Source organism: Nostoc sp. (assembly GCF_036916655.1).
Lineage (GTDB): Bacteria > Cyanobacteriota > Cyanobacteriia > Cyanobacteriales > Nostocaceae > Nostoc.
On sequence record NZ_JBALFY010000079.1, the window covers coordinates 110615 to 133362 of the forward strand.

The following is a 22748-nucleotide window of genomic DNA, read 5'->3' on the forward strand; positions in this document are numbered from 1 at the left end:
CATAGCCACTTTCAAGCTAGCAAGTTATCTTCAAAGCGTAGAAATTGACGTGATTAACTTTAACAATATTCGTGTCTTTAACTGGAAGTAAAAATATGAAATTATTTTGGAAGGGTTAATTTCTATGGATAAACTAAAAAATGCCTGGGAGTGTTGCCGTGTTTCCACCCCAGGCATTTTTTATTCTTAACTTGCTCCTCACACAAATAGATATTATCACTACTTCTATTAAATGGCAAGTATATTGAGTGACATTTTAAAATCCCACAAGCAATCTAATTGCTGACAAATTAAAAAGCGCCTGGGAGTGTTGCCGTGTTTCCACCCCAAACGCTTTTTATTTTTAACTTGCTCCTCACACACGACCTTAATATATCACCGCTTCTATCAAAGGGCAAGTAAATTATGTGACAGTTTGAAAAGTGTACACCTTATGGTCAATAATTTAGTGTAAAAAGTGACGTACACCAGTTAAGACCATCAGCAAACCCAGTTCGTTAGCAGCTTTGATTGAATCTTTATCGCGCAAACTTCCCCCTGGCTGGACAATGGCTATAATTCCTGCGGCTGCGGCTGTTTTGACTGAATCATCAAAGGGGAAGAATCCATCGCTGGCGAGAGTTGCACCTTTGGCTTTTTCTTGAGCTTGTTCTAGAGCTATTTTAACTGAGCCAACGCGGTTCATTTGACCAGCGCCTATTCCTATTGTAGTGCGATCGCTGGTTACAACAATGGCATTAGATTTCACATGTTTGCAAACTTTCCACGCAAACAGCAATTCGGCTAATTCGTCGGGTGTGGGTTGACGTTCGGTGACTACTTGCCATTGACTGGTGTCAGCAATGATGTCATCGCTAGCTTGGACAAGGAAACCACCTGCGATCGCTTTCACGGTATCCTTAGGGCCACTGCTCAAATCAGCTAGAGTCAAAACCCGCACGTTAGATTTCTTAGCCAAGATTTCTTGAGCTTTTGCATCACAACTGGGTGCAAGCACACATTCTAAAAACGTTTTAGTTAACTCGCTAGCTGTCGCCGCATCAATCGGACGGTTGAGTGCCACAATTCCGCCAAAGGCAGAAGTAGAATCAGCATTGAAAGCTTTTTGATAGGCTTCAGAAATAGTACTTCCCAATGCCGTACCACAGGGATTTGTATGTTTGATAATCGTTGCGGCTGGGGTATCAGTGAATTCAGCAATGATTCGGCGTGCAGCTTCTAAATCAACTAAGTTATTGTAACTAAGTTCTTTGCCTTGGAGTTTTGTAGCGGCTGCCCATCCTGTTGGGGTAGTACCAGTTTGATACCAGATGGCGGGTTGATGGGGATTTTCGCCGTAACGCAGAGATTGTAATTGTGTACCGCTAAGGGTGTACTGCTCTGCTTCTGCGAGATAAGATGCGATCGCTTGGTCATAGCTTGCAGTGTGCGAAAATCCTTTCAATGCAGCCCTTTGGCGAAACTCTAGGGATGCTTCGCCGTTATTTTGGCGTAATTCCTGCAAATACTCGTCATACTGCCCTGGCTCGCATAATACAGCCAGATGAGCGAAGTTTTTCGATGATGCCCGTAGCATAGCAGGGCCACCAATATCAATTTGTTCAACGGCTTCAGCTAATGTTACCCCTGGTTTAGCGATCGTTTCCTCGAAAGGATAAAGATTCACCACTACTAAATCAATCGGGCGAATTTGGTTATTTTCTAAATCTGTAATATCTTGGGGAACATCTCGCCGCGCCAAAATCCCGCCATGAATTCGGGGATGTAGGGTTTTCACACGGCCACCTAAAATTTCTGGTGAACCTGTGTAATCTGCAACTTTGGTGACAGGGAGTCCCGCATCTTTGAGGGCTTGGGCTGTTCCCCCACTGCTGATTAAATCAAAGTCAAATTCTTCAACCAAGCTACGGGCTAGGTCAATTATACCAGTTTTGTTAGATACACTCAGCAGGGCTAGACGCGCCATTGATCAATTCCTTAAAATTAGGCTAGAAGCGAAGGATCTCAAGTTTTGCATAAGCCTTGGTTTACTTCAAGACCATTAAGGATAATAGCGTTAATAACTATCTGTCCATCAGTTTTATCAATTAATATTGCTACAAATGGCAGGTATTATCTTAAGCGTCTCCTTTAGTATTAGACTTACAAGGGAGAAGAAACGATTATCACACCACATAAAAAAAAACGAAAAAACTGAAATCACGGAATTACAAAAAAACCAAAACAAAGAATTATCTTCCAGAAGAATAGCTGTTGAACATCTTATATGTCGGCTCAAAATATTCCGAATTGCCAGTGAAAGGTTCGGTATGAATAGGAATACATACATTCAAGTAATTAAAACTATTAGTGGATTAGTTAGATTATGACTAAATCGATTAGTTTTATTCACATAAACAATTGGTAGCTGCTCTTAAAAATGATTTTAGTTTTTTCTATTTTGGCAGAAAGTTTTGATAAAATAGCCACTTATAGTCTCAAAAACCTACTTTTCTCGTGGCTTTCATGACGCGATCGCAGTTTCTATCTAATCTGTCAAAACCTTGCCTCATAAGCATTTAGGATTTGCGGACAAGTCTATTAGTCATTTGTCATTTGTCATTGGGGATTGAGCATGGTTAAAGAATCAATCAATAATTCTTCTTCCCCTGCCTCCCCTGCCTCCCCTACCTCCCTACTCCCTAAAAGAATGCAAACTAAGTCAAAATCTAAATAAATGCGATCGCATCTTACCGACAATGCAGATTAACCAAAGTCTCCATACAGCAATTCTTGTGACTGACTTAGAACGCTCTGAGCAATTTTATGGCAAAGTATTGGGATTATCCAAAATATATCGTTCCCTAAACTACCCTGGCGTATGGTATCAAGTCGGTGACTACCAACTTCACCTGATAGTTGCAACTGTTGTCCCCACAGAAAACCCAAACGAAAAATGGGGGCGCAATCCCCACATTGCTTTCTCTGTTGCTGACTTAGACACCGCCAAACAGGAATTACTCAATCATAATTATCCCATTCAAGCCAGCGCCTCCGGTCGCCCTGCCCTGTTCACTCAAGATCCCGATGGCAATATTATCGAGTTGAGTCAGCAGTGATGGGGGACTGGGGACTGGGGATTGGGGACTGGGGACTGGGGACTGGGGAGATCAAGAGAATAACCTATCCAATGAGTAATGAGTAATGAGTAATGAGTAATGAGTAATAACCAATGCCCCATAAATAATGAAAATCATTGCCTACTCTTATACCGATCCGCTTTTAGAATCTTCTCCCGATCAAGCCGATTGGGGATGGGAGGTGGATCGGGTTTATGAAGATTTGGGCAAGTCAGACTCTTCTGAAAGATCGCAATTACAACAATTATTCACCGATTGCGAAACTGAACCAGCAGATTATCTCCTGATCCGTCGGTTGGAAGAATTGGGGGATACTGTAGAAGAAATTAGCGATCGCTTAAATCAACTCGAAGTTATGGGAATAGCTGTAATCGCCACCGAACAACCCTACACTTCCGAAAATTACCCTCTGGGCGCTGATTTGCTGAATCTACTACACGCAATCCAACGTCAACAACGCAGTCGTCGCATCCGCCAAGGACACGCCCGTAATCGTCTTGAGGTTGCACCACCACCCGGCAAAGTTCCCTACGGCTATCGCAGAGGTAAGGGAAAATATACCATTGATCGCAGTACTTCACCAGTAGTCAAAGATTTTTTTGAACACTTTTTACTCTATGGTTCCCTGCGGGGTTCAGTTCGTTATTTGGCGAAAAAATACGGCAAGAAAATCTCTGTCACCACCGGAAGACGCTGGCTAACTAATCCAGTCTATCGCGGCAATACAGCTTACCAAAATGGCGAAATTATCTCCAATACCCATATTGCGATCGTTTCTAAAGAAGAAGCTGCCCAAGTTGACCGACTTTTACGCCGTAACAGCCGTTTACCATCTCGAACTGCTAGTGCGCCTCGTTCTTTAGCTGGCTTAGTTGTCTGTGGTGAATGTCAGTCACATCTGACAATTACCCGTGTCACCCGACGCAACCAAGATAAGGAGTATCTTTATTTACGTTCTACTAGCTGCCCCCAAACCCCTAAGTGTAAGGCTATTCCTTACCAAGAGGTGTTGGAACATACCATTGAAACCGTTTGCCGTGATTTACCTTTGGCGGTAGCAGGGATGAATTTTCCCCAATTGGATGCAGTCAAAAATAGTTTAGGGCAAGCGATCGCTCGTCAGCAAGAAATACTCGCTCAGTTACCCGCTTTAATTGAAACTGGAATTTTAGATGCCGAAACAGCAAAGTTAAGGGCTTACAAACTCCGCACAGAAATATCTGCACTCGAAGCAAAGTTGGCAACTCTCCCCCCGGTTAACTTGCGTTCTGTTGCTCAAGCTGTTTCAATACCACAATTTTGGTTAGATTTGTCGGAAACAGAGCGACGATTTTACTTTCGAGAATTTATCAGGCAAATTGAGATTATTTTTCAGAATAAAGAATTAAAACTCCAAGTTATTTTTATTTTTTAAGCTACAGCTATTTTCAGATGAAGAGTGCTGAGTATGGTAAACGGGATAGGGGCACAGCAATGCTCATTGGTGTCAACTTAACGCGAAACCGCTTGTCCGCCGGGAATTTCAATTCCCGTCTCATAGCTAAAGTCATCTGAAGATGACTAAATAAGTCTACTTCAGTAGACTTAAGCTATTAGCCCGAAAATTTATTTCCGGGCGGGCATGGAAGCCAACAGTTAAGCTCTATTTCCAGCAAAAATAGACACCAATGAGCAATGCTGTTCCCTTACGACAGATGTGGTTCAAATACATGAAAACTGCTGTAAAAGGCCAATTAGAAATCGCATCTTAATATTACAATACTCTTGGGTTAAGGGTTACTTGCAACAATTTTGGGTTTTCTAGACGCGATAAATCGCCGTCTCTACAAGTGTTTTGTTGCTCATTCTGAACTGTATTGATCTATATTAGGTAAACACTTAATTTTCCGTTAGTCCACCTTCGCGTAGCATTTTGCAGGAAAGGCGGACTTTATTTGTATAGCCGCGAATTATATATTGCCTTGGCTCTAAGTTGGCACACTGTTATAAAGCACTATTTCTGAGACGGTTGATCCTTCGTATAGGCAGTAGGTTTTGGCCCTGCATTTCGCACATTAATAACTTTATTAAGGATATCAAACCAAAAAGGCGCACCCATTGCAATAGCTAAACCACTGATTAGCCAACCGCAAATTAATCTAAAAACTTGCCAACTTCTAATTAATAAAACATTTCCACTATTCTGCTCAAATTGTTGATTGATGTTTTGCCATCCAATGGGTATAGAAGCATTTCCTAATAAGGTTTCAATTTCTTTCCTACTCTCTAAGTCTTTGATATAATCGATTCGTTGAGTTGCACTTTGAGCAATTGTAGAGCGGATAACCGAATCCTGTGATAGCCTACTAACGAGGTGAAATGTATCAGTATTGGTTAATATGGCAATTGATATTCCAATTAAAATAGCAACTCCTTTGGCATTCCGCTTATAAACACCACTGGCTCGATCCATAGAGCGATCAAACCATGTTTCGACTTCATTTTTAAACTGATTTATTTCTTCTGTCAGATCGCCAATTTTTATTCTGCTACGTTGAGCGATCGCAGCAAGACTATTGATTAAATTATCAGGTACATCATCAGATAAGTCTTCGTTAACAAATCTTTTAAAATCTTCGTCAATGTCTCCATAAACTTTTTTAATTGTTTTGTAACTTTCACTTTCTGGATTGTTAATACCTTCTTTAAGTTGTTTGTAAGATGCTAATATGATGTGCAGATTATTTTTAGATTCTTCATTAGGATTTTTCGCATAATTAATTAACTGGGGAATTTTTAAGGTATCTAACAAAGTAATTGCAAATGTTTCAGACGGAAGATAGGAAGGGCCACTTTGTTTTTCTTCTAGTCTTTTATTGTCAATATTTTTAGCATTGTTCCGCAACTGTTCTACTTTTCTCTTAGCCTGTTGATTCAAGGTATTAATTAAAGGATCGTTATAAAGAATCTCTACTAAATTTCTTGCCTTAGTAAAATCTGATTCTTCAGTTTCGCTACCACCTGCTAGAAGTAATTCAATTGAATTTTTTAAATGTTTAGCTCTCCATTGTAAAAATGTGGCAATCAATTCCTGTATTTCAGAAGCTAGTAAGCTCAAAATCAAGTAAATAAAAACTAAACCTAGAGTAATATCAATAACTACAGGTAAGTTCATGGATAGGCTCCCATAATTTTCTAGCTGCTTATTTTTGTAATTTAAGTACTTTCAGCGAATTGTATAACACAGATGTTAAAATTCAATATTCACTTAATTAAATTTAAAATACTAAGATATTTGCTTATGCTTACTCTGATAAGCGTACTAAAATTTTTTGAATATTCATAAATCTGTGTTTTAGTAACTATATAAATTTTAAATTAGTTACGGTCAAAAAGATCCCCGAATTCTTGAAGAATTTGGGGATCTGAGCCTCTAAATGTTCAGACACCAAATAAGATTTGGATATAATACGGTTCGGTTAAGGTTTTTTGATGGAAATCGTAGAGTGCAAAGATTCGAGAAATCATTAGATATCTCCTTCATTAAATATGCATTACCCATAACCCTTGTAGAGACGTAGCAGTGCTACGTCTCTACATTGTTTTCGGAGATGTCTATTGTAGAGACGGCGATTCATCGCGTCTCTTGTCTTAACCGAACAGTATTGGATTCGGATAAATGCTTATATCTTATTCTGAAGATTATTATCCCATCAGGACGTTATTGAAGCTTGTAACAATTATTTCTTGGTTTTCAGAATTTAACCAGATTATAACTAAGTAGATAAAAATTAAACTCAGGGTAAAATTAAAAATATAATACAAGTCTATATACGGACTAAAAAACAGGTTATAAATAATTTATTGTCTGTATTATTTTTATCATTTATATGCCAAAATGTTCTCTAAATAACCAATATAAATTTTTCAAAAAATAGGGCTAATTATAAAAAATTGAGTTAATCTTGGAAACTAGCAATTGTTAAGAACATACGTTGTTACTGGGTGGCAACATTGGAGATTCGCTAGATGTCTCTATGTAATCAAACCAGCAAGTAAAATGATTACCAGAGAATATGCAAGAAGGAAGCTTTATTTGGAGTCATCTGGAAAAACAGCATCGCACGGTTGGCAAATGGATTGATTGGGTATGGCTAATAGTGTTGCTGTTGGCAGCAGTGTTACTATTTAGCATCAATCTAGGAGGATTGCCGCTGCGAGATTGGGATGAAGGTACTGTGGCTCAGGTTGCTCGTGAAATTTGGCACGCACCAGCAGGTTCAATGCGTTGGCTTTATCCAACGCTAGGAGGCGAACCATATCATAACAAGCCGCCTTTGATGCATTTGTTAATTGCTTGGGCTTATTCTCTAGGAGGTGAAAATGAGTGGACAACGCGTCTACCTGGAGCGATTTTAACAGCGACATCTGTACCTTTACTGTATTGCATTGCTCGAGAGATATTTCGTCAGCGTTGGGCAGCGATTTATAGCGCTTTGATTTACCTAACAATGCTACCTGTGGTGCGTCATGGGCGGTTAGCAATGTTAGATGGAGCAATGGTAAGTTTTTTGATGGTGATGATGTTGTGCGTGTTGCGATCGCGCCGGGATTTACGTTATTGTCTTGGTGTTGGTGTTAGTTTCGGGTTGATTTGCCTGACTCAAGGATTGCTAGGCGTATTGCTAGGTGCGATCGCACTTGTATTTCTGTTTTGGGATACGCCACGACTACTTACCTGTTACTATCTCTGGCTCGCAATCTTAATTGGCATTTTGCCTGTAGCTGGTTGGTATAGTGCCCAACTAATTCATTATGGTTACACTTTCGCCCAAGTTGGCCTTGCAAACCCATCAATAGGTCGAGTTGGCTCATTTGTCGAAGCAAATCCTGAACCACCTTGGTACTATGTGATTGAGCTTCTTAAGTATACATGGCCGTGGTTATTATTCTTACCACAAACTATCCGCTTAACCTGGGAAAATCGCAACCTGAGTTGGGCAAAACTAGTAATGGCGTGGAGTGGTGTTTATCTGCTGGTAATTTCCTTCATGATTACCAAAGTTCCCTGGTATCTATTCCCGATTTACCCTAGTTTAGCCTTAGCTTTTGGTATCCAGTTATCAGATACAGAAAACTCGCCTTTACTCTCATCCTATCCCCGTGCTTGGGTTGCTGGTTTGGCAATACTTGCTGTAGTCGCTTCTGCTGGTAGCATTTATTTCAGTTCGGGTACAACACCCACAACAGACTTACAACTAATTTTTGCCGCAGTAGCCGTGACTATGACTTTAGCAGCCATTTTGGCAGAACGAGGCGACGGGCAATTTTTGAAAATTTTGTTCTGGGGAAGTTATGTTTCACTACTGCTGTTAATGAAATCTAACTACTGGGTTTGGGAATTATCTGAAGCCTATCCAGTGAAACCAGTCGCCGCGATGATTGTGCGGGCAAATCCAGCTACAAAGAAGATTTACACATCTTTTGCTTACCATCGTCCCTCGTTGGATTATTATAGCGATCGCACCATCATTCCCGCTTCTGTTGGTGAACTGGAATATTATTGGCACTACAACGGACAACCCTACTTTCTACTTCATACATCTGCTTTCAACAATCTTGACCTAGAGTCGATGAAGCTGATTGACCAGGCTGAAGGCTGGAAGTTAGTTACAAAAGATACTGATAGGTTGTAGATGTCGTGCATTGGGCGAGGTGCAGGGGGCAGAGGGGAAAGAGTTTTCCTCTGCTCCCTTATCTCTCTATCATCTCCTTCATCTAGCCACGATACGGATACCATCGGCTGAAGCATCAGTTTAGCGGATCGAAACGCTGCAAGATGAGAGCTATAAACACTACTGGCAAACCTACACCCATACAAATTAGAGCTTGGATAAATGTTAAAGGTGTAGTATCAAACACTTGATTCATCATGCTCCACTGACTGAACACACATTGTAAAATCACCACAACCACAATTCCGATCGCAGGTGCATAGGCTACGGGTGTGCGTTTACCTTGGATTCTCACGACTAGAGATGGTAAAAACTGGCTAATACTTAACAGGTAAAAGACTTCTGCCGCCACCAGCCCATTAATTGCCATCGTGCGCGCCAATGGTTCATTGCCTGTAGTTTGCAGTATCCATTGAAACATCCCAAAAATCACTACCCAATTGAAGACGGAAATCGCGATGATGCGCTGGAGTAATCCACCTGATAAAAGTCTTTCTCTGGGGTTGCGCGGTGGTTGTTGCATCACGTGTCCAGATTTTGGCTCAAAGGCGAGGGGAGCAATCAACGCTATTGAACTAACCATGTTGAGCCAGAGAATTTGGATTGGTAAGATGGGAAGCACGGTTGCCAAGAGAATGGCAATCAAAATTGTCATAGATTCGCCAACGTTAATCGGCAGCAAGAAGGCGATCGCTTTTCGTAAGTTGCGATAAACTCCGCGCCCTTCCTCCACAGCCGCTTCTATTGAGGCGAAGTTATCATCAGTTAGCAGCATATCCGCCGATTCTTTGGCAACTTCCGCCCCAGCTATGCCCATCGCTACACCAATATCTGCTTGTTTGAGAGCCGGAGCATCGTTGACACCATCTCCAGTCATAGCAACAATTTCACCCTGAGACTGCAACGCTTTCACCAGATGCAATTTTTGTTCTGGAGCAACTCGCGCAAATACCATACCTTGTTCAGCCGCTTGGGCAAATTCTTTTTCATCCATCTGAGCTAATTGCCGTCCGGTGAAAACTTGTGCTTCAGTCGAGCAAATTCCCATTTGACGGGCGATCGCCGCTGCCGTTAGCGCATGGTCGCCTGTAATCATTTTTACCTGAATCCCAGCAGATTGACAGGCTTTGACTGCGGCGATCGCTTCCTCACGCGGCGGATCGATTATGCCTTGAAGTCCTAGAAATACCAGTCCTCGATCGATATCATTGCGATCAAAGGATCGCTTAGTGGCAACTTCTTTGCTGGCAAAAGCTAGCACTCGTAACCCTTGGTTTGCCATATCAGCAACTTCCTGTTCCACTGCGGCAGGATTGAGCGCAACCTGTTGTCCTTGAGCATCGAACATGCGATCGCATCGTTGGAGAATTGCCTCTACAGAACCTTTGAGATAAATCACATTCAGCGATCGCTTTGCATCCAATTCATGCAAAGTCGCCATGTATTGAAATTGAGACTCAAAGGGAATGGTGTCTATTCTAGGTAATTCTTGCTCTAGATTCCCTTGCGTCAATCCCACTTTATTGGCAGCCGTAATCAATGCTCCCTCAGTTGGGGTTCCTACTAAGTCCCACTGTCCATCTCCCCATTCGATATGAGAATCATTGCAGAGCAATCCTGCTTCCAGAGATTCCCAAAGAGCAATATGTCCATCTGCATTGAAATCAACAGGCTGTCCATTCATCAGGATTTCACCGTCTGGGGCATAACCAATACCGCTAACGGTGTAATGTTGTCCACCTGCATAAATCTTTTGAACCGTCATCTGATTCTCAGTTAACGTCCCAGTTTTGTCAGAGCAAATAACAGTGGTACTTCCCAAGGTTTCCACAGCAGGTAGCTTGCGAATAATCGCCTTACGTCGTGCCATCCGGGAAACTCCGATCGCTAAAGTGACGGTAACGATCGCAGGTAATCCTTCGGGAATCGCGCTGACTATTAGAGCCACACTCGCTTTGAAAACATCAATCCAAGATTCGCCTTGTCCTAATCCGACTGCAAATGTCAGAGCAGCTAAAGCTAAAATGACATACAACAAGCTTTTGCTAAACTTGTCAATATTTCGTGTTAGCGGTGTTTTCAGATTTGTGCTGCTTTCAATTAACTGGGAGATGCGACCGGTTTCAGTGGCATCTGCGATCGCTACGACAATCCCTTCTGCCTGTCCAAAACTGACGAAACTTCCGGCATACACCATATTGCTGCGTTCCGCTAACGGTGTTTCGATAGGCACTGATGCCGTTGCTTTCTCAACCGGAACGGATTCGCCTGTTAAAGCAGACTCGTCAACTTGCAAACCACGCACACTTAATAACCGCAGATCGGCGGGTACTTTATCCCCAGATGCCAGCAAGACCAAATCACCCAGAACAAGTTCAGTCGAAGCCAGACGGGTTTTTTGACCATTGCGAATCAAAGTTGCTTCGGTAGTGATGGCTTTGGATAGAGCAGCGATCGCACCTTCTGCTTTCGCTTCTTGAATGTAGCCAATGATGACATTAATTAGGGTGACACCAAAAATTACTCCCGCATCTAGCCAATCTTGCAGCAGCAGCGTCACCACTCCCGCCGTCAGCAAAATATATAGTAGTGGTTGATTAAATTGCTCTAAAAATCGTAGCCAAGAACTTTTTCCGCTTTTAGCAGTCAGTTCATTTGCACCCATCTGCTGGTGTCGTTTGGTAGCTTCTTCATGGCTCAAACCTGCTTCAGGATGACTAGCTAAGGTTTGCACAACCTTTTGTTCGCTCAGAGTATGCCATTCATAGTTGAGTAAATCTTCTGTTGTTTCAGAAAAAGTATTTGTAGCGATCGTATTTGCTGTCATTTTCGTCTCCAAAAAATAATTAGTAATTAACAGATTTAATCTGGATTTATCTGTTTGAATCTGTACCTTTCTTTTTTAAAATTGGTGTTATTACGAGAATTTTTTGCTAAGTTCATAAATATGCTATTTCCGCACACCCCAATAATTGAGAATCGATTCCGCTTGCCAGATTTCATCTGCTGTTCCCTCTACCGTCACCAAAAATTTTTCTTGGCAGGTGGTTGGCTCACAGAGTCTAGCTTCTAGCTTGCCTTTCGGGAGCAAACCAACCTTGAAATGCCCCATAAACACTGCCAAAAATCGCACTTGCTCCACCCGCCAGTAGTGTACTTACCACAGATTCAACCGCTAATGCTGGGCCAAAACCGGGAATAACTAATACACCAAGTCCGGCTGTTACTGCCAGGAAGCCCCCGGCTGTTCCTCCTGTAATTGCGCCTGCTTTAGCACCTTCAATAGGAGTTATAGGATGTTTACCCGCATTAGTATCCTTGTGCAATTTTTCGTCTTCCAAGTCTAAAGAGAACACAGAAATTTTCTGCATGAGAAAGTCAATTGCTCTGAGTTCATCAAGCACCTGTGTTGTAGCCTGACGGGTAGAAATGATGCCGGCTGCATTTTTAACTGGACTGAAATTCATAACAACATCTCCTATAAAAATTAGTAAGTTCAAAACGAAGCTTTATTAATCTCCAAATAGTAAAAAACTATAGTTTTCTAGTGTGAGCATAAACCGTATTAGGTAGCGGATTCGTTTTAAACCTCAGTTGGGTTAGTTTCGTTTCTCTGCTTCCTTTCCAGGATTACTGATGAATGTGAACGAAAAGTGAATAAACCGTTTATCTTACTTAATTTCACTTTTAAATCACATTTATCCCTCAAGCTAAAAGACAACAAATGAAAATGAAGTAATTGATTATTGGAGCTAGATATGAGCTTTAAGAAGATTTTGGTAGCAGTCGATGATTCACCTGCTACTGCAACCGTGTTTGCAAAAGCGCTGGAGTTAGCCCAAAAAGATGCTGCTCAGTTAATGATTGGTCACAGCATTGAGCTAGCAACTTCTAGTCAAGTCACTGTAAATTTAGTAGACCTGGAAATAGAAACACAACAGGCACAAAGTTTACTCCAGTTCTACTATCAGAAAGCGAAAACACAAGGCATTATGGCAGAATCTAGTTATCAAACAGGAGATCCTGGGAATAACATCTGTGATTTAGCCCGGAGTTGGGGAGCAGATTTGATTGTGCTTGGTCGTAGAGGACTTAAAGGATTTGCCGAATTTTTAGCAGGAAGTGTGAGCAATCACGTAGTTCATCATGCTCCATGTTCCGTCCTGGTTGTTCAAGGTCAGTAGTTCCTTCAAAACTGTCTACCAACCACAAGAATTTTGCTGTTCAAACGTGAGTTTTATACGAATAGTATTCATTATGTTTTACAAGAAACAATCTAGTTTTCTTGTAGTCCACCAAAGAAAATTTACGGAGTTTATTTGATGGTAGGAAAATCAAGTTCTTTTCTCCCCCTGCTTCCCCTGCTTCATCTGCCTACCTTCACTCGTAATTTTTGGGTTGGTCGATTACTAGGACTAGAATACATGGGGTTGTTTTTATCAGTTACAAGCGTTTTAATTATGGTTTTTTTATTAACTCATAACCATGAAAATCTACACTGAAATCGAAATTCAGGCATCTGATAAGCAGGTCTGGAACCTACTTACTGATTTTGCGAGTTTTCCACATTGGAATCTGTTTATTCGTCAAATTAGTGGTTTGTTGAGTGAAGGGGCACAGCTAACCGTTCACTTTCAGCCTCCGGGTAGAGATATTGTGACCTTTCAACCTACGGTGATTACGGTAGAACCTAATCGCAAACTGCGCTGGTTATGGCACTTTTTGATACCAGGGTTATTTGACGTTGAACATAGCTTTATCATTGAACCGTTAGCAAGCGACGGGCTACGCCTACGCGTCCGCTTCATTCAGCAAGAATCTTTCCAGGGTTTACTAGTACCTCTGCTAGCCCGTCGATTAAATATCGACGTTCGCCAAGGGTTTGAAGCCATGAACCAAACATTGAAAACCAAGGCAGAACGCATTGAACTAGGGACTGGGGATTGGGGACTAGGGATTGGGGACTCTTAAGATTTCGGATCAATGTTATTCCACAACCTCGTAGCGCACTAACTTTCTAACATCCTCACGGGGTAGACCTAGTTCTTGGGCAATTGTCGCTTCTATTTGGCTGAATTCTATTGTTGGAAGTTCTAATTCCAATCGCTTCAGAATGGGGTCTGCTGTTTCTACTTCTACCTGGGTAATTTTCTTGGTTCGGTTGACGACGGCGTTAATAAGCAACACATTGACTGATACGCGTGCTTCAAGCTGAGTATCTGACTGAAGTTTTTTCTTCGTAGAGTAGGGTCGCTTTAACTCTTGAGCAGCAATGAAACTACAGCCAAGCCAAAACACGATCGCTACCAGTGGTAGAGGCAACCAAAACTCTAATCCCAGCCCTTGCAGCCAACGTTTATTAATACGCCACACACTACACCTGCTTCTGATTTTGCTAGGTCACACTTAATGTATATCCTAATAAGTAGACAATCCTCTGAAATCTGACTGATGAAAGACGTTGAGATTGCTTCAATGGATTATTCTAAACAAGCATAAGTGTATAAAAGCGATGAAAATCTTACTGGTAGAGGATGATCCAAAGCAATTAATGCCGCTACAAATGGTTCTCTCCCAGGCTGGACACAGCGTCGATGGTGTCAAGGATGGTGAAACTGCTCAATGGCTTTTGGCTGAAAAAGAATATGATCTGCTGATTTTGGATTGGATGTTACCTCGGATTAGTGGAGTAAGTTTGTGTCAACAGTATCGGGCGGCGGGAAAAACATCTCCCGTATTAATGATTACGGCAAAAGATACCACACCCGATAAAGTCATAGGATTAGATGCCGGAGCAGATGATTACCTGGTCAAACCAATTGATATTATAGAGTTCATGGCACGGGTGCGGGCATTGAGGAGGCGATCGCCTCTCTGGCAAGGAGACACCCTTTGCTTGGCAGACCTCGAACTTCATCTCGATAGACTAATTTTGGAGCGACAAGGAGCGATCGTATCCCTTTCCAGCCAAGAATTTCAGTTGCTAGAGTACTTCATGCGTCATCCTAAGCAAGTCCTGACTCGTAACCAGATTGAGCAAGCTGTATGGGAGTGGGGTAGTGAACCAGAAAGCAATGCAATCACCGTTCTAGTTCGTAAACTTCGCCAACGTTTGCAAACATTAGCAGCAGCCGATTGGATTGAAACTGTTTACGGTATGGGCTATCGCCTCAACCCTCCAGAACCATCTTGAGATTTAATTTCAGAGTCTACAATCAAGTAGAATGCTAATCCGATTTAGGGATTTCCAAATAAAAAAATATCCAATTAACTCTTGTGGGGTGGGCAAGATGCCCACCCTATGGACTGGGCGGGCGAGACGCCCACCCCACAATATTGGATAATTTCTTTCTTGGAGTTCCCTTAATTACATCTTAAATTCTGAATTCTGACTTCTGACTTCTGAATTCTTTTATTTGTGTTTAACCGCAGTCGTCGTAACTTAGCTCGTTGGTTTACCCTTTCAATGGGGTGCATTCTGATTCTCTTTGCTGGAGTCATTTACAATCTTGAGGTAAAAGACAAGCTCAAAGCATTAGATCAACTGCTTTATAAAAGAGCAGAGCTAATGGCAGCCAGTTCGCAGTATCGGCTGGATCAAGGGCAAAAACAAGTCGATCTGAGCAATATACCGCTATTGGGTAGTGGTTCTCACCCTGCTGATATTGAATTGGTGTATGTTCGCTGGTATGACCCCAATGGCAAAATCAATCGTTTTTTTGGTACTCCACCTCCAGAAAAGTTGGGAATAGCATCTGAGTTTCTCACGATTAAGTCAGTTGATCAGTTTACAGGTGAGACGCTTTGGCTTCGTCAAGTCACGCTACCTGTTCAAGGAGGAAATTCGGTCATTGGTTATCTGCAAGTTGCTATCCCGCTAACAGAAACTCAAAACGAACTCAGAGAATTTCAGTTAATGTTGACGCTGGCTGTGCCTGTAGCACTGGGGTTAATTGGACTTACAGGGTGGGTACTCAGTGGTATAGCCATGCAGCCTGTTCAGCTAGCCTATAATCAACTGCAACGCTTCACCTCAGATGCTTCTCATGAGTTGCGATCGCCCCTTTCGGCGATTTTGACCAATGCCCAAGTCGGGTTACTAATGGCAGCAGACCATCCCCAAATCCATCCCTCAGTGCAGAACATCATCGATAGCACTAAGTCGATGAGTACCTTAGTTAATAACCTACTACTGTTGGCTCGGCATCAGGGAAAATTAACTCCCGAATCTCTCAAAAAGGTTAATCTTAATAGCTTGCTAGAGAATTTAGTTATTTATTACAATACTCAAGCTGCAAAAACGTCGATCAAGTTGATCAGCCATTTACCAAAACAACCCATTGAGTTGTGGGCTGACCCCGATTTGCTGCGGTTAGCTGTGGAAAACTTGCTCAATAACGCCTGTAATTACACTCCGTCTGGTGGAACTGTCTGGTTACGCTTAGAACCTCATCCAGATCGGGCAGTAATTCAGGTTATTGATACTGGAATTGGAATTCCAGAGGCAGATTTACCTTACATTTTCGATCGCTTTTACCGAGTTGATACAGAACGTGCCAGAGAAAGCGGCGGATTTGGGTTGGGATTAGCGATCGCTCAACAAATTGTTCAGGCTCACGGCGGTAACATTCATGTGATGAGCAATGAAGGTAAAGGCTCAACCTTTCAGATAAAATTACCGTTTATGAGCCATTCCTAAATCACCTTTAAGAGATAATTCATAATGAAAATCTAAAGCAAACGACCCACTAACAGAGAAAACACTAACCCCTAAGTAGACATAATATAAAACCGTGTCTTATTTAGGGCGAACAAGACACGGTTTTATCGGAGTATTTAGTTATAATATTACAAAAATCAAAGTAGAATTTGATTTATACCAAATTAATCCATTTACTGAGATTTGTTTCCTGGTTCATTAACTTTCTCTGTTGTGGGAAGTATTTGCCGATCGTAACTTATCCTTTCTTGGGTAAGAGCGATCGCACCAAAGAAAATCGCACTTCCTACAGCTAGTGCCACCATCGGGCGCTTGAGCAGGACAAAATCTCTGATAATCCTCGCTAAAGGTCGGCTTTGCCGACGCAGCGCCGAAGAAATCATCATTTGTCTCCAAGTAAACGGATCGCGGACATAATGACCACTTTGGCAAACTACTAGTCGTTCCTGGCAATAGGGACAACAAAACAAGCCCATGCGGGTTTTAATTGGTTTGGGCGTAGCATTTCTTTGGCAAATTGGGCAAGTAACATAATGATTATCAAAAGTGTGTATATTCATTTACCTCGTCCGCCTAGTCCATTTACTCGCTCTATAACAATAGCTATACTGACTTGGGATCAATGTATGGTCTGAAATCAGGCATAAACCATACATACATTCTATTACTACCAAGGATGGCTCAATGGTCGCAACACGAGTATAGCTAGATTTAAGCAAGTATGACTCCTAGTTAATGTTTACAGGTGAGTCCACCCAACCGACAGAAACTTTCTTGTCTCTAGAAAGAATAGTGTTGGCTTTGCCCAAACTGAGCATCGCTGACCCTCAAATAATAATTGTCTCCCATTTAACCATTCTCATCACAAAAATTTTGCACAATGACATTATCTAGCTAAAGCTTTGTAAATCAAGCAAATCAAGTCTACTTGTCCGGTTGCTAAATAATGGCTCACAATGAGAAGTAACAGATAAAAATTTAAATTTTTTCTTACATTTACCCCGCCTCTCAATGACTCTCTTGCCTGCCACTCAACTGAGGAAGGTAACGGAACAACCTGCCTTTCCTACACCTTCCACTCCTTTAGCTCACCTAATTAATCGTTTTCAACCATCTCCAGAAACCGTCGTGCTATTTTTAGCCGTGCTGATTGGCGGTGGTACTGGTATGGGTGTAGTTACCTTTCACTATTTAATTCAGCTGATTCACCAGCTGATGTTAGAAAATTTCATGGGTCAAATTGGCGTCTGGGGTTCTTGGACTTTAGCCTGCGTTCCCACCCTTGGCGGATTAATTGTTGGCTTGATGCGTTGGCGCACTCAAGACTTTGGCCCTGGACTTTCATCTCTGATTGCCGCCTCTCAAGGAACGGAGATTAGGCGGCCACTACGACCAGTTACAAAAATGCTGGCTGCATCTGTTTCTTTGGGGAGTGGCGCTTCTTTGGGGCCAGAGGGGCCAAGTGTCGAAATTGGGGCCAATTTTGGGATGTTGTTCTCTGTGATTCTCAAAGTGTCTGAAGAACGCCAGCGTTTGTTATTAGGTGCTGGTGCGGCGGCTGGACTGGCAGCAGGATTTAATGCTCCCATCGCTGGAGTATTTTTTGCCTTAGAGGTGGTGATGGGAGCGACATCTTTTGCTACTTCTGCTGTCAGTGTGGTGCTACTAGCGGCGGTGGTAGCAGCATTGATTGCCCAAATCGGTTTGGGGACACAACCTGCTTTTGATTTACCTGTTTACCAAGTTCGCAGCCCTTTAGAGTTACCCCTTTACCTGGGCTTGGGTTTAGGGGCTAGCCTAGTTGCTCTGGCTTATACTCAATCAATTCGGGGAGCAAAAGCCTGCTTTGCCGGGAAGGTTCCAGTTTTTGCTTTTTTGGGACGAATTCCTGAGCCGATTCATCCAATTATTGGCGGTGTAATCATTGGCGCAGTTGCTTTGAAATTCCCGCAAATTCTGGGTGTCGGTTATGAAACTGTAGAAGCAATGCTTCAGGATGTAGAGTTTCCACTCTATCTGTTAGTGGTGCTGTTGGTGGTTAAACTACTGATGACTGCAATTAGTACAGGTAGCGGTTTCATCGGCGGTTTGTTTGCACCAGCAATGTTTTTAGGTGCTTCTTTTGGATCGGCTTACGCCAAAATTTTGGCTGTGGCATTCCCGGCAATTTGCGATCAAATGGCGGCTCCCCCAGCTTACGCAATGGTGGGAATGGCAGCAGTGTTAGCCGCTAGTGTGAGAGCGCCGTTAACAGCTATTTTAATGCTATTTGAATTAACCCGTGACTATCGCATCGTTTTACCATTGATGGCAGCTGTGGGCTTGAGTGTTTGGCTAGTGGAAAGGATGAAACCAACTTTTAACTCTAACTCTAACTTACAGCAAATTGGTCTTTCGGAATTGAAAGATGAACAAGCAGAAATTGTGCAGCAAATTTTGGTAGAAGATGCCATGTACCCCTGCCCAAAAAAGTTATCTGCAACTCTTGGGGTGTTAGATGCAGCTGTGGAAATGACACGCGATCGCGTCCGCAGTGCTTTAGTAATTGATGAAGCAGAGCAATTAGTTGGTATACTCTCTCTAGAAGATATTAACCGTGCCCTCGATCTTTGGCAAACATATCCAAATTCGCTAACTGAAATTCCAGATAATTTATCCAGTCAAACCCTCATAGACATTTGTACTACTGAAATTCTCTATGCCTGGCAAGATGAATTATTATCTGAAGCTTTAGACCGAATGAGTCTTCGAGGTTTGCATCAATTACCTGTGATAGCACGAGACAAACCCGATCTCATTTTGGGTTTACTAGAAAAAGAGCAAATTGCATTAACCTGCAATTTAGCAGTAACGCGCAAGGCACTTCGCCACTATTTACCAGTCTTACCTACCACAGATATAGCTATTAGTCATTAGTCATTAGTCATTAGTCATTGCTTATTATTTTTCACAAAGGACAAATGGCACTTGACTAATGACTGTTTATAGTCATTGTTTTTCACAAAGGACAAATGACAACTGAGTATTGACTAATGACCGTTTATTAAGCCGTAGCTTCTATGGCTTCATCATCTTCGCGATCTTCTGGATCTACCTGTCTTAGGCGAATGTGCTTTTTGCCTAAAGTGATCAGAAATTCATCTCCTGGTTTAAGATTCATCTGTTTTGTATAAGCTGAACCTATGAGTAAGTTACCATTCGATTGCACACTAATTCTATAGCTAGCACTACGTCCACCACGCCCATTAGCGCTGGGTGTACTGTCCAACTGAATGCCTTCTGCATCAATTAGGGCATTTAAGAACTTCATCATATTGACGCGCTCTATACCATTTTTGGTAACGGTATAGTAGCCGCATTTCTTGGCTTTATCTTCCTTGCTCTCGTTTTCTAGCTCTTTGACTTTTTTGAGCAGTTCTTCACCGAGTAGGGGTTCAATTTTTTTCAGTTTAGGCATCAACTTAGGTCGAAAATGAATGTTTGAAGTGTTTGAATCGATTTTATTTTAGCTGAGGTTGAGCTAATAGGAACATAATCCTTTAGTTTTTTATCTCAACCTAGCCAAGTATATTACACTCAGATGCACAATTGTTATGCTATTACCAAATATTGCCAAGACAATCTATTTTAGAGAATGCTACCAATAGTGATAACTATATATATAGTTTGAGTTTGTGAATTCCTGCTAGACTATATAAGTTTTAAGTTTTCTAAACTAACGCTCAAAAGGTTGTCTAGTTGCTAAGGATGATAACTGAGTCACAGAATGATAAGCAAAACTGATCCTTAGTCATTAATCATTGGTCATTTGTAACTTTTACTGAGCGTTACCGTTGACGTAGCCTCTTATAGAGAAGTATTAGTCATTAGTCAATGATTACAAAGGATAAACAACAAAGCTTACCAAAATGAAACTAACTACCAGAGGACACTATAGTGTGAAGGCGTTGCTAGATTTAAGTTTACAGCCAAGATATGGTCCTGCATCTGTAAGAGCGATCGCTAAACGCCAAGATATCCCGGCTCCTTATCTTGAAAAACTACTAATAGAAATGCGTCGTGCGTCTTTAGTCAAATCAATTCGTGGTAGCATTGGCGGATACCAATTGGCAAGAGAGCCTGCACAAATATCTATAGGACAAATTTTAGAAGCAGTTGGTGAGACTAGCCATTTACCCCATCACACCCCAGCACCGACACAAGCTGAAGATTGGGTAACATTTAGTCTTTGGCAGAGACTCAACCAAAAGCTCAAAGAAGCTTTGTACAGTATTACTTTAGCAGACCTTTATTACGATGCTCGTAGTTGGCAAGCTTCCCTTGGAGAAGAGGCTAGTTTTGTGGTTTAGTCAAGAGTCAGTAGCCAAATATTGATCCTTGACTTTTAACCCAAGACTTGTAACTTATGACTAATAATATCTATATCTTAATAATTGCTTCATTTTTAGATTACTTAATTGGCGATCCTTGGGATTGGCCTCATCCAGTGCAAGTTATGGGGTGGGTAATTTCTCGCCTGAGCAAATTTTCTCTTCAATTGTGTCAAAATTCTCTAACACAACGCCTAGCTGGAATTGTACTAGGTATTATCTTGATAATTGGTAGCGGGCTTGTTGGTTTTTTGATAATTCAAATTGCCAGATTGGTTCATCCACTGCTAGGAATTGCAGTAAATAGCATTCTTTTGGCTAGTTGTTTTGCTGGCAAAAGTTTACAAGCAGCAGCGGAGGCTGTTTTACAACCTTTAACAACAGGAGATTTAGAGAAGGCTCGGAAGATTTTAAGTAATTATGTTGGTCGAGATACACAAAACCTTTCACAAGCAGAAATTTCGCGAGCCGTTTTAGAAACGGTTGCAGAAAATGCCACTGATGGGGTCATGGCTCCGCTTTTTTATGCAATTGTTGGTGTTTTTATACCAGTTGTCGGGCCGACTCCCTTGGCTTTAGCATACAAAGCTAGCAGTACCCTTGATTCAATGGTAGGCTACCGAGAAGCACCCTATACTTATTTGGGATGGTTCTGTGCGCGGTTAGAAGATTGTTTAACTTGGCTACCTTGTCGGTTAACAGTTGTGACTCTGGCACTGTTATCGGGTAAACCGATGTACCTTTGGCGAATTTGTCGTCGGGATGCAGTTAACGATCCTAGTCCCAATTCTGGCTGGAGTGAATGCGCCTATGCTGCTTTTTTGGGTGTGCAGATGGGGGGTACAAATTGGTATCGTGGGGTAGCTAAGTACAAACCATTGCTAGGAGATGCTATTTATCCCATTACTACAACTTCTATTCAGAATGCTTTACAGCTAACTCGATATTGTTTTTTGCTATGGTTGGGGATAGCGATCGCTATATTCTTAATGCTCCCAAATCGGTAATGATAAATATAGGGAATGGGGAATAGGGCATTAAGCAATTATATTAAGCCTTGCTGTTGCCGCAGCCTCTCATAGAGAAGTATTAGTTATTCCTCAATCCCCAATCCCCAATCCCCAATCCCCAATCCCCAATCCCCAGTCCCCATATCTTCAGCCTGTAGCTATGTCTGCCAAAGTAGTTGAAATTCTCTCATCTGAAGAAATCCGTCGTACCTTGACTCGACTGGCCTCTCAAATTATCGAAAGGACGCGTGATTTGTCTCAACTGGTGCTTATTGGTATTTATACCAGAGGTGTGTTATTAGCTGAATTGCTGGCGCGTCAAATTGAGACACTGGAAGGTGTAGCCGTGTCAGTCGGCGCTTTGGATATTACATTTTATCGAGATGATCTCGACAAAATTGGATTGCGGACTCCAACGAAAAGCGAAATTCCCTTTGACCTTACAGGCAAAACAGTTGTACTCGTGGATGATGTGATTTTCAAAGGACGGACAATTCGTGCTGCTTTGAACGCAGTTAACGATTACGGTAGGCCAGAGGTGATTCGTTTAGCTGTATTAGTAGATAGGGGTCATCGAGAATTACCAATCCACCCAGATTTTATTGGCAAAAAGTTGCCTACTGCTAAAGAAGAAATAGTCAAAGTTTACTTACAAAATTTGGATGGACGAGATGCAGTCGAGTTGATTAGTCATTAGGTATTAGGAGTTGGGAGGCGAAACTATAGCGCTTCTGGTTTGGGTTTCGAGTTTTCTGCTCAAAAACTTAGCTGCGATCACTACACTCATACTAAGGAATAAGAATTAAATAACATAC

Annotated in this window: 19 protein-coding genes; 12 read left to right on the plus strand and 7 right to left on the minus strand. The window is 41.9% G+C overall.

What is annotated here, in order from left to right:
- Positions 1–445: 445 nt before the first annotated feature.
- On the minus strand, positions 446–1966 hold the full coding sequence (gene purH / locus V7L31_RS22440; protein WP_334698308.1) for a bifunctional phosphoribosylaminoimidazolecarboxamide formyltransferase/IMP cyclohydrolase: 1521 nt from the start codon (positions 1964–1966) through the stop codon (positions 446–448).
- Between the two features lie 136 nt (positions 1967–2102).
- Between purH and V7L31_RS22445 the strand changes: the two genes are divergently transcribed.
- The 3 genes from V7L31_RS22445 (at position 2103) to V7L31_RS22455 (ending at position 4533) form a co-directional block, all read left to right on the plus strand.
- On the plus strand, positions 2103–2369 hold the full coding sequence (locus tag V7L31_RS22445) for a transposase family protein (protein ID WP_334698309.1): 267 nt from the start codon (positions 2103–2105) through the stop codon (positions 2367–2369).
- A 369-nt stretch (positions 2370–2738) separates the two neighbouring features.
- Positions 2739–3098, plus strand: coding sequence for a VOC family protein (locus V7L31_RS22450; RefSeq protein WP_334698310.1), 360 nt, complete (start codon positions 2739–2741; stop codon positions 3096–3098).
- A gap of 127 nt (positions 3099–3225) precedes the next feature.
- A complete protein-coding gene (locus V7L31_RS22455) occupies positions 3226–4533 on the plus strand; it encodes a recombinase family protein (RefSeq protein WP_334698311.1) in 1308 nt (435 codons plus the stop codon).
- 579 nt (positions 4534–5112) lie between these two features.
- Here the strand turns inward: V7L31_RS22455 and V7L31_RS22460 are convergent.
- On the minus strand, positions 5113–6273 hold the full coding sequence (locus V7L31_RS22460; protein WP_334698312.1) for a hypothetical protein: 1161 nt from the start codon (positions 6271–6273) through the stop codon (positions 5113–5115).
- Between the two features lie 901 nt (positions 6274–7174).
- Here V7L31_RS22460 and V7L31_RS22465 point away from each other — a divergent pair.
- The gene (locus V7L31_RS22465) at positions 7175–8794 is read left to right on the plus strand and encodes an ArnT family glycosyltransferase (protein WP_334698313.1); all 1620 of its coding nucleotides are present in this window, start codon (positions 7175–7177) and stop codon (positions 8792–8794) included.
- A gap of 115 nt (positions 8795–8909) precedes the next feature.
- On the opposite strand, the gene V7L31_RS22470 is transcribed toward V7L31_RS22465, so the two are convergent.
- Both V7L31_RS22470 and V7L31_RS22475 read right to left on the minus strand, forming a co-directional pair.
- Complete coding sequence (locus V7L31_RS22470) at positions 8910–11660, minus strand: cation-translocating P-type ATPase (RefSeq protein ID WP_334698314.1); 2751 nt, start codon at positions 11658–11660, stop codon at positions 8910–8912.
- Between the two features lie 235 nt (positions 11661–11895).
- Positions 11896–12300: a hypothetical protein gene (locus V7L31_RS22475; protein ID WP_334698315.1), complete on the minus strand. Its 405-nt coding sequence runs from the start codon at positions 12298–12300 to the stop codon at positions 11896–11898.
- Positions 12301–12591: 291 nt separating this feature from the next.
- Between V7L31_RS22475 and V7L31_RS22480 the strand changes: the two genes are divergently transcribed.
- Positions 12592–13017, plus strand: a complete 426-nt coding sequence (locus V7L31_RS22480; RefSeq protein WP_334698316.1) for a universal stress protein — start codon at positions 12592–12594, stop codon at positions 13015–13017.
- A gap of 301 nt (positions 13018–13318) precedes the next feature.
- Positions 13319–13804, plus strand: coding sequence for an SRPBCC domain-containing protein (locus V7L31_RS22485; RefSeq protein ID WP_334698317.1), 486 nt, complete (start codon positions 13319–13321; stop codon positions 13802–13804).
- A 15-nt stretch (positions 13805–13819) separates the two neighbouring features.
- Here the strand turns inward: V7L31_RS22485 and V7L31_RS22490 are convergent, their stop codons facing one another.
- Positions 13820–14206, minus strand: coding sequence for a hypothetical protein (locus tag V7L31_RS22490; protein ID WP_334698318.1), 387 nt, complete (start codon positions 14204–14206; stop codon positions 13820–13822).
- A gap of 139 nt (positions 14207–14345) precedes the next feature.
- On the opposite strand from V7L31_RS22490, the gene rppA reads away from it, so the two are divergent.
- Together rppA and V7L31_RS22500 are read left to right on the plus strand one after the other, a co-directional pair.
- On the plus strand, positions 14346–15026 hold the full coding sequence (gene rppA / locus V7L31_RS22495) for a two-component system response regulator RppA (RefSeq protein WP_334698319.1): 681 nt from the start codon (positions 14346–14348) through the stop codon (positions 15024–15026).
- Between the two features lie 225 nt (positions 15027–15251).
- Positions 15252–16532, plus strand: a complete 1281-nt coding sequence (locus V7L31_RS22500; protein WP_334698320.1) for a sensor histidine kinase — start codon at positions 15252–15254, stop codon at positions 16530–16532.
- A gap of 194 nt (positions 16533–16726) precedes the next feature.
- On the opposite strand, the gene V7L31_RS22505 is transcribed toward V7L31_RS22500, so the two are convergent.
- Positions 16727–17113 (minus strand): hypothetical protein, encoded by a 387-nt coding sequence (locus V7L31_RS22505; RefSeq protein WP_334698321.1) that lies wholly within the window; start codon positions 17111–17113, stop codon positions 16727–16729.
- 451 nt (positions 17114–17564) lie between these two features.
- Here V7L31_RS22505 and V7L31_RS22510 point away from each other — a divergent pair, with 451 nt between their 5' ends.
- Positions 17565–19469: a chloride channel protein gene (locus V7L31_RS22510; protein ID WP_334698322.1), complete on the plus strand. Its 1905-nt coding sequence runs from the start codon at positions 17565–17567 to the stop codon at positions 19467–19469.
- Positions 19470–19596: 127 nt separating this feature from the next.
- Here the strand turns inward: V7L31_RS22510 and V7L31_RS22515 are convergent, their stop codons facing one another.
- Positions 19597–20010 (minus strand): AbrB family transcriptional regulator, encoded by a 414-nt coding sequence (locus V7L31_RS22515; RefSeq protein WP_179068863.1) that lies wholly within the window; start codon positions 20008–20010, stop codon positions 19597–19599.
- Between the two features lie 451 nt (positions 20011–20461).
- Here V7L31_RS22515 and V7L31_RS22520 point away from each other — a divergent pair, with 451 nt between their 5' ends.
- From V7L31_RS22520 to pyrR, 3 genes are all read left to right on the plus strand, one after another.
- Entirely contained in the window at positions 20462–20902 is a 441-nt protein-coding gene (locus V7L31_RS22520) for an Rrf2 family transcriptional regulator (protein ID WP_292853777.1), read from the plus strand.
- A gap of 56 nt (positions 20903–20958) precedes the next feature.
- Positions 20959–21930, plus strand: coding sequence for an adenosylcobinamide-phosphate synthase CbiB (gene cbiB, locus V7L31_RS22525; protein ID WP_334698323.1), 972 nt, complete (start codon positions 20959–20961; stop codon positions 21928–21930).
- 163 nt (positions 21931–22093) lie between these two features.
- Positions 22094–22630, plus strand: coding sequence for a bifunctional pyr operon transcriptional regulator/uracil phosphoribosyltransferase PyrR (gene pyrR, locus V7L31_RS22530; RefSeq protein WP_334698324.1), 537 nt, complete (start codon positions 22094–22096; stop codon positions 22628–22630).
- The last annotated feature ends 118 nt before the right edge of the window (positions 22631–22748 follow it).

Excerpts from the sequence above, each read along its gene's own strand:
- V7L31_RS22455 (WP_334698311.1), top strand. The coding sequence starts at position 3,226 with ATGAAAATCATTGCCTACTCTTATACCGATCCGCTTTTAGAATCTTCT.
- V7L31_RS22465 (WP_334698313.1), top strand. The coding sequence starts at position 7,175 with ATGCAAGAAGGAAGCTTTATTTGGAGTCATCTGGAAAAACAGCATCGC.
- V7L31_RS22510 (WP_334698322.1), top strand. The coding sequence starts at position 17,565 with ATGACTCTCTTGCCTGCCACTCAACTGAGGAAGGTAACGGAACAACCT.
- V7L31_RS22460 (WP_334698312.1), bottom strand. The coding sequence starts at position 6,273 with ATGAACTTACCTGTAGTTATTGATATTACTCTAGGTTTAGTTTTTATT.
- V7L31_RS22480 (WP_334698316.1), top strand. The coding sequence starts at position 12,592 with ATGAGCTTTAAGAAGATTTTGGTAGCAGTCGATGATTCACCTGCTACT.
- V7L31_RS22450 (WP_334698310.1), top strand. The coding sequence starts at position 2,739 with ATGCAGATTAACCAAAGTCTCCATACAGCAATTCTTGTGACTGACTTA.
- V7L31_RS22475 (WP_334698315.1), bottom strand. The coding sequence starts at position 12,300 with ATGAATTTCAGTCCAGTTAAAAATGCAGCCGGCATCATTTCTACCCGT.
- V7L31_RS22520 (WP_292853777.1), top strand. The coding sequence starts at position 20,462 with ATGAAACTAACTACCAGAGGACACTATAGTGTGAAGGCGTTGCTAGAT.
- pyrR (WP_334698324.1), top strand. The coding sequence starts at position 22,094 with ATGTCTGCCAAAGTAGTTGAAATTCTCTCATCTGAAGAAATCCGTCGT.
- purH (WP_334698308.1), bottom strand. The coding sequence starts at position 1,966 with ATGGCGCGTCTAGCCCTGCTGAGTGTATCTAACAAAACTGGTATAATT.
- V7L31_RS22515 (WP_179068863.1), bottom strand. The coding sequence starts at position 20,010 with ATGCCTAAACTGAAAAAAATTGAACCCCTACTCGGTGAAGAACTGCTC.
- V7L31_RS22470 (WP_334698314.1), bottom strand. The coding sequence starts at position 11,660 with ATGACAGCAAATACGATCGCTACAAATACTTTTTCTGAAACAACAGAA.
- cbiB (WP_334698323.1), top strand. The coding sequence starts at position 20,959 with ATGACTAATAATATCTATATCTTAATAATTGCTTCATTTTTAGATTAC.
- V7L31_RS22505 (WP_334698321.1), bottom strand. The coding sequence starts at position 17,113 with ATGAATATACACACTTTTGATAATCATTATGTTACTTGCCCAATTTGC.
- rppA (WP_334698319.1), top strand. The coding sequence starts at position 14,346 with ATGAAAATCTTACTGGTAGAGGATGATCCAAAGCAATTAATGCCGCTA.
- V7L31_RS22445 (WP_334698309.1), top strand. The coding sequence starts at position 2,103 with ATGGCAGGTATTATCTTAAGCGTCTCCTTTAGTATTAGACTTACAAGG.
- V7L31_RS22485 (WP_334698317.1), top strand. The coding sequence starts at position 13,319 with ATGAAAATCTACACTGAAATCGAAATTCAGGCATCTGATAAGCAGGTC.